Genomic DNA, 5780 nt, shown 5'->3' with positions numbered 1-5780 from the left:
GGGCAAAACAAAAAGAGTGAGGGAGCCGAAAGGCAACCACTTTCCTATAGGAATCCAATAGATCCCCAGTTGTCCGGATCAACTGGAAATTCTACTAGAAAGAGCTCTTACTACTAATATACGAGGAGTTATACGAATGATTGGGAACAGACAAACCCCCTACGAGATAATTGGTAAAGAAAAGCTGTCGGATCTCATTGATGCCTTTTACCGACGTGTTCACAATCATCCGGATTTATCTCCCATTTTTCCAGATGATTTAACGGAAACAATCCGCAAGCAAAAACAGTTTCAGACTCAATACCTTGGAGGTCCTAACCTTTATACGCAAGAGCATGGTCATCCGATGATGAGAGCAAGACATTTGCCCTTTCCAATTACTCCAAAACGGGCAAAAGCCTGGCTTTCCTGCATGAGTGAGGCTATGGATGAAGTCGGCTTAGACGGGCCCGTTCGTGACGAATACTTTTCTCGTCTTGTTTTGACAGCGAATCACATGATTAATACACCAGATTTTGATGAACGTGGTGAGCTCGACAATGAATAATCAGTTTCAAAATCAAAGATCATCCCAATGCCAAGGGCTTGAGAAGAAACCTGTTGAAATCTATATGTTTATTGATCCTTTATGCCCCGAGTGCTGGGGTTTGGAACCCATTTTAAAGAAGCTGCAAATTGAGTATGGTCATTATTTTACATTGCGTCATGTCTTAAGCGGCAAATTAGCTTCTCTCAATAACGGTCTTCGGAAAAAACCGGAAAATATCGCGCAAGCCTGGGAAAAAACGGCGAGTCGTTCTGGGATGTCTTGTGACGGAAGCGTATGGTTTGATGATCCGATTTCAACGCCTAGTCTCCCTTCTGTAGCCATTAAAGCAGCAGAATTGCAAGGCAAGAAAAGAGGCACCCGGTTTCTGCGAAAACTCCAAGAGAATCTCTTTTTACAAAAACGGAATATTTCGAATCTGGATGTTCTCATTGACTGTGCTAAATCCGTAGGCATTGATTTAGAACTATTCCAGCAGGATATTCATTCGGAAAGTGCGGCAAATGCCTTTCAATGTGATTTGAAGATTACTTCCGAAATGGAAGTAACCGAAATACCTACACTCGTTTTCTTTAATGAAAATATAGATGAAGAAGGCATTAAAGTAACCGGACATTATCCGTATGAAGTATATTTAGAAGTTCTGTTCGAAATGTTAAATAAGCATCCGGATCCATTTCCGCCGCCGCCGATTGAATCCTTTCTCCGTTTCTTTCAGTTAGTAGCAACGAAAGAGATCTCAGTTGTTTATAATTTGACAGAAGCACAAGTCGAACATGAAATGAAAAAACTGATGTTAAAACAAAAGGTTGAAAAAATTCCGGCTAAATATGGAACGTTTTGGCGATATAAGGATTCCTTCATATAACAGACTTTTCTTTTCCCTTGTAATGGAACTTATTATCTTTCTTACCTATTTGAACTATTATTGAAATATTAAAAGAAAAGACCCTTTGCTTTATGCAAAGGGTCTTTTCAACGAACAAAGGGGATGGGAGAAATTTTTCACGGTCAAACAAAGGGGTATGTGTTTGCTTGTGATTAACTTCACATTGAATACTATATCATGGTAAAGGATTACAGGCAAGTAGTCCGCTCATTGTTTCACAAATTTGTCAAAAATAAGATATGTTGTTTTCGGGAAATCAAAAGAATTCAGGTATTCAGTAAAAAAAACAAGCATAGAGTAGAGTAAAGAAACTGCGGATAGGAGGATAGCTACTTCTATGCTGGCAAAATTACCGATTATCATTATGTTTCTCATTTTTATTTTCGCGTTTTTTTTGCAAGTCCTTGGAATGCTTCAGGCAGTGCCCCTCTATATTAGTTCACCCATCCTGTTTGTTGCGATATTAATCATTATTTCCTATTTGAATGAACGGAACAAGTTTAAAGGATATCGCTAAAGAAGACTTGGCAATTTCCTAGCCTTTAGGTGCAGGCGATTGCCTAATTGGCGCTTATCACGCTCAAAACGCCACATCCTATTGCCTCGCTTGGCCAAGGCATCCTTGCCCCAAGTACTTTTTCCTGAAATTTTGACTGCGTCGAATATACGTCAATGATAAAATTTTATATTTACTGAAAGTATAAAAAAGGGTCTGACGATACAAGTCTGTCAGACCCTTCGGATATTATTGATTTAATAAGCTTTCCATTTCATCTAAAAGCTGCTTAAACACTTCGCATGCCTGCTCAATTGGGGTTGAACTATTCATATCAACGCCAGCTTTTTTCAATACTTCAATCGGATAGTCAGAGCTTCCGGATTTTAAGAATTCAATATAGCGTTCAACTGCCGGCTGACCTTCCTCCAGAATTTGTTTGCTCAACGCTGTTGCTGCACTAAAACCTGTTGCATATTGATAAACATAGTAATTGTAATAGAAATGAGGAATTCTAGCCCATTCTAACCCGATTTCTTCATCAACGACAATGTCATTGCCAAAATATTTTTTATTTAAATCATAATAAATTTGCGTGAACAAGTCAGCTGTTAGCGTTTCACCAGCTTGTGCTCTCTCATGAATCGTATGTTCAAATTCGGCAAACATGGTTTGCCGGAAAACTGTGGCACGGAATCCTTCAATATAATGATTCAGAAGATATAATCTTTTCTTTTCGTCATCAATTGTTTTTAACATGTAATCATTGAGAATAGCTTCATTACATGTAGAGGCGACCTCAGCTACAAAAATAGAATAATTTCCATATGGATACGGCTGAGACTTGCGCGTATAGTAACTGTGGACTGAGTGGCCGAATTCATGAGCCAATGTGTATAGATTATTTACATTATCTTGCCAGTTCATCAATATATACGGATTTGTACCATAGGTTCCGGAAGAGTAGGCGCCACTTCGTTTTCCTTTGTTTTCATGCACATCCACCCATCGATTTTCAAATCCTTCTTTTAAAACGGCAATATAATCCTCTCCAAGCGGAGCAAGACCTTTAAGCAGGATTTCTTTTGCTTCTTCATAGGTAACCTTCATATTTACGTCTTTTACAAGCGGAGCATAAAGATCATACATATGAAGCTCCTCAACACCTAATACTTTTTTTCGTAAGCTTACATAGCGGTGCAGAAGCGGAAGGTTTTTATTAATAGTCTCAACAAGATTTTCGTATACAGTCTCAGGAATGTTATTGTTAGACAGCGCAGCATGTCTGGCAGATTTATAATTTCGAACGCGGGCATTAAAATTGTCTTTTTTCACTTGACCGCTTAATGTACTGGCAAATGTATTTCGGAATTTACCATACGTATCATAAACAGCTGTGAATGCTTCCTGTCTGACCCGGCGGTCATTACTTTCGAGAAAACGGGAGTAACGGCCATGTGTCACTTGCACTTCATTTCCGTCTTCATCTATGATGGTTGGAAACTCTAAATCTGCATTGTTCAGCATACTAAAGGTGCTGCTCGATGAGTTTAACACTTCAGAAGCTTGAGCAAGCAATGCTTCTTGTTCCGCAGAAAGAACATGCGGACGCTGTTTGTTAATTTCCTCTAACTGTTGTTTATATAGTTTAAGGTCATCATTTTCAGCTAGAAATTGTTCAAGTTTCGCTTCATCAATCGATAAAATTTCAGGAGTTACATAAGCAAAAGCGCTGGCTGCTTTTGTATATAGCGTTTTCGCTTTGCCATCTAATCCCTGATAATAAGAATTCGCTGTATCCTGGTCATACCTCATATGCGAATATGTATAAAGTTTCCCAAGACGACTTGATACCTCATCTTGAAATTGCAGAGCTTTATAAAGCTGCTCTGCACTATCTCCTAAAGTACCCTGAAATTCAGCTGCTTTCGGCAACAGAGCTTCAACCTCTTTAAATTCTTGGTTCCAGTCGTCATCTGTAGCAAAAATATCCTCCAGTCTCCAAGTATCTTCAACAGGTATTTGTTCTCTTTTTGGTAAGTCCTTTGTTTTTTGTTCCACAGTCAACTTATAGTCCCCCTTTTATGTACTTCCTCATTTTTTGAAAAAAAACACCATTTTAACAATTCTACCACATCAATCAATATCCTTCCTACTATTTAGTGTTGCGAAATAATTTGTAATAAATGGCTCATATGGTTCCGGTAAAATGAATGCACATTACGAATGGATTGATCCTGTGTACTGGAATTATTTATGACACTTTCTGCTCCTTTTCCCACTAGTATATGGTTCTCTTTTTCGCTAAATACATGTAGATCAGTTAATAGTTGCAGATATTCTTGTACAGGAATTTCCAATGAAGGAGTCGTAAACAAAAAATCTCTAAGTTCGATTTCGCCAGTATGTACCCTTTTTTTCATCATATCGATAAGCTGATTTTTGGGCACAGCAGTCTGGTTTTTCAGTAATTGATAGAGTTCCAAACAAACATAAGCTTGCCAAATCGGAGCTGGGGTTTTGATGTAAGGAAGTGAAAGATGAGGGAGTCCTATAAATGGCGGCAAAAGGGAGCGATGAACAGATTGCTGATATAAAAAGCGATAAAATTGCTGATCACTTAATTTTTTGTTTATATTAGGGGTCAATAACCATTTAATTCTCGCCTGCTTCCAAGATCGAATGATCGCTTCATACGGCGATGTTACTTTTACAGACTGCCGGTCTAGGAGAGAATAGAGAGACTGTGAAGCAAATATTTTCTTTTGTGAAAACGGAAGAATGTGATGAAATAACAGGAAAGAACGATTTTCCAGGTCAAGCGTCCAAAGTTGAAAATACGGAGCATTCCAAATCAAACTGTAGATAACGAATTCGGATAAGATGATGGTATTAAATGAGGATTGTGATTGAATGAGAGAAGAGTCAAAAAACCATTTTTGCTCGATTCCAAAACGCCTGTATCCTCCAACTCGTTCTTGTAGACGAAAAAGCGGAAGCGGTGAACATTGGTATTCCACTGCAATTTGCTTACTCCCTTTTGCAATGAGGAGATCAGGCTTTTGTGAAATCGATTTTAAATACACTTCCAGATTTGCATTCCAGCCAAGTTGCTGAAAAAATGTTTGCATGAGAAATTTGCCTGTTATATGCTGCTTCGATTCAGGTTCCCATTCAAACGGACAACGGTGGTGCTGAATATGGGAAAAGTGGGGATGGTTAATCTCCCCTATTTTTAATTGAACCTTTTGTTTGCATGCCGGACAAAAAAATATCCCTTGCCTTAATCGAATAATTTCCTCCCGTGGCTTTCCTAGAAGGGAATATATTTGTCCTTTTTGATTGATTGCGGAGAACAATTCATGTCTCACCTCCTCCTACTTAATTTCGACAAGGTTAAAGGAAACTCCTTTACAAAATGTAAATTGGGAAAGAAAGTGTTAAAAGTTTTTACAGCCACAGATTTAGAGCGGATACCTGATTTTTCAAGTGTGAATTCGGATGTACCAAAGCTTTTTCCATGTTTTTTAGCGTGAAAAAAAGGTTCTCCGTCAAATGTTGGGGTGATGACTAATTGTCGTCACCCTTATCCAATGTGAACCCCAATTCCTTTATATTGATGTGAAAGTAATATTTTTGCTCTAAAGCGTTTAAAGCTTCTAAAGCCAAATGCGTTTCGTTTTAATACTTTGGTTGAGTTATTGATCCCTTCCAAAAAACCATTGGAAAAGTTATATGCAAAACTATTAAGAATTTCGGTTTGCCAGTTTTGAATGGTTTGAATGGCCTTTTTCATTTCTGGAATTTCAGAAGCCTCAACCAGTTGATAAAAATCCTTTAGTTCTTGT

The 5780-nt window shown here is 38.2% G+C and carries 6 protein-coding genes; 3 read left to right on the top strand and 3 right to left on the bottom strand.

From position 1 onward, the window contains the following. Positions 1-136: 136 nt before the first annotated feature. From MLE14_RS21660 to MLE14_RS21650, 3 genes are all read left to right on the top strand, one after another. Positions 137-547 (top strand): globin domain-containing protein, encoded by a 411-nt coding sequence (locus tag MLE14_RS21660; RefSeq protein WP_243300480.1) that lies wholly within the window; start codon positions 137-139, stop codon positions 545-547. Next, positions 540-1415, top strand: coding sequence for a ClpXP adapter SpxH family protein (locus MLE14_RS21655; protein ID WP_243300479.1), 876 nt, complete (start codon positions 540-542; stop codon positions 1413-1415). The genes MLE14_RS21660 and MLE14_RS21655 overlap by 8 nt, the downstream gene beginning before the upstream one ends. A gap of 358 nt (positions 1416-1773) precedes the next feature. Beyond that, entirely contained in the window at positions 1774-1953 is a 180-nt protein-coding gene (locus tag MLE14_RS21650) for a hypothetical protein (RefSeq protein ID WP_243300478.1), read from the top strand. 228 nt (positions 1954-2181) lie between these two features. Here MLE14_RS21650 and pepF read toward each other — a convergent pair whose 3' ends face one another. From pepF to MLE14_RS21635, 3 genes are all read right to left on the bottom strand, one after another. Further along, entirely contained in the window at positions 2182-3993 is a 1812-nt protein-coding gene (pepF, locus tag MLE14_RS21645) for an oligoendopeptidase F (RefSeq protein ID WP_390629395.1), read from the bottom strand. Between the two features lie 98 nt (positions 3994-4091). Then, complete coding sequence (locus MLE14_RS21640; protein WP_243300476.1) at positions 4092-5291, bottom strand: competence protein CoiA; 1200 nt, start codon at positions 5289-5291, stop codon at positions 4092-4094. A gap of 227 nt (positions 5292-5518) precedes the next feature. Then, positions 5519-5780: transposase (locus MLE14_RS21635; protein ID WP_243298557.1), on the bottom strand; the 262-nt coding region annotated here is incomplete at its 5' end.

Origin of the sequence: Bacillus litorisediminis (assembly GCF_022808645.1) — a bacterium.
In the GTDB taxonomy this organism is placed as follows: Bacteria; Bacillota; Bacilli; order Bacillales; family JC228; genus Bacillus_BF; species Bacillus_BF litorisediminis.
Note: the sequence above shows the minus strand (reverse complement) of the source record. Positions and strands in the feature narration are given on the sequence as shown.

Excerpts from the sequence above, each read along its gene's own strand:
- MLE14_RS21660 (WP_243300480.1), top strand. The coding sequence starts at position 137 with ATGATTGGGAACAGACAAACCCCCTACGAGATAATTGGTAAAGAAAAG.
- MLE14_RS21655 (WP_243300479.1), top strand. The coding sequence starts at position 540 with ATGAATAATCAGTTTCAAAATCAAAGATCATCCCAATGCCAAGGGCTT.
- MLE14_RS21650 (WP_243300478.1), top strand. The coding sequence starts at position 1,774 with ATGCTGGCAAAATTACCGATTATCATTATGTTTCTCATTTTTATTTTC.